General features: G+C 59.9%; 1 pseudogene. It reads right to left on the minus strand.

The features are described 5' to 3' along the window. Window positions 1-243 precede the first annotated feature (243 nt). Window positions 244-976: pseudogene (locus NKK47_RS35020) on the minus strand (hypothetical protein); the annotation flags it as partial.

Raw genomic sequence — 976 nt, forward strand, 5'->3', positions numbered from 1 at the left:
GCAAATCACCTCCTACAGGAAGTGAATCATGAACCACGCCTCACTGGAATCCCTCGCGATTCAAACTGAACGTCCGACGCTCTAGTGCGGCGAATCCGAAATTCGCATTGGCGATAATGCGACCAACTTCGATCTCTCTGATGTCTGCCGATATCGCATTTTTCTTAGTCAAGCTTCCGTGGCGCAATTGAACACGGACGGAGCGGCGGACACGCTCGAGTTGAAGGTCCGCCGCTCCGGTTTTCAGATCAAAGAGTGATGCTGCAACGGGAGATGGGTAGCGAGCTGCGCTTGAGCTGCGCCGCCGACCGCGTCGCTGTCGAGAGAGAGCGACCCGGTTGAGCTGTCAAAGATGATGTGGTGGGAACCATCATCCGTAGCCGTACCAGCAGGGGAAGTATGCAATGAAAGCCCGCCCGACTTAAGCTCGGTAAGAGCGGCTTGATCGAGGTGGAGCTTGTCCTGAAGCTTGCTGAAGTCGAAGGCATCGTTGCCTCCGTGGCCAGACATGATCTCGGCGGCGGCGCCGTTTTTTGCCTGGGCGCCGACACTTTCATCGGGCTGGACGGTTTGCGCGAACCCGTGGCGGATCAGGCTGGTTGCCGTCTTGTCGGATGGATCGTTGGTCGGGAGAAGTTCCGAGCCGGCCGAAAGAGAATGGCTCAACGAGGCCAATATGCGGTCAACGTTGCTGCCCTCGCTTACCTTGTCGCCGGCATTATCGTGGGTGGTGTCAGTCGAACTGCCATCGCTGGCGAGGAGGTGAGAAAGCGCGGTCTTGCCATGACTGCCATCGCTGGTGGTGGCACCGGAGGCGGCGGTATCAGTCGAACTGCCGTCGCTGGCGAGGAGGGGCGACAGCGCGGTCTTGCCATGACTGCCATCGCTGGTGGTAGCGCCGGAGGCGGCGGTAGTAGTCGAACTGCCGTCGCTGGCGAGGAGGGGCGACAGCGCGGTCTTGCCATGACTGCCATCG

Origin of the sequence: Mesorhizobium sp. M0019 (assembly GCF_040323975.1) — a bacterium.
GTDB lineage: Bacteria > Pseudomonadota > Alphaproteobacteria > Rhizobiales > Rhizobiaceae > Mesorhizobium.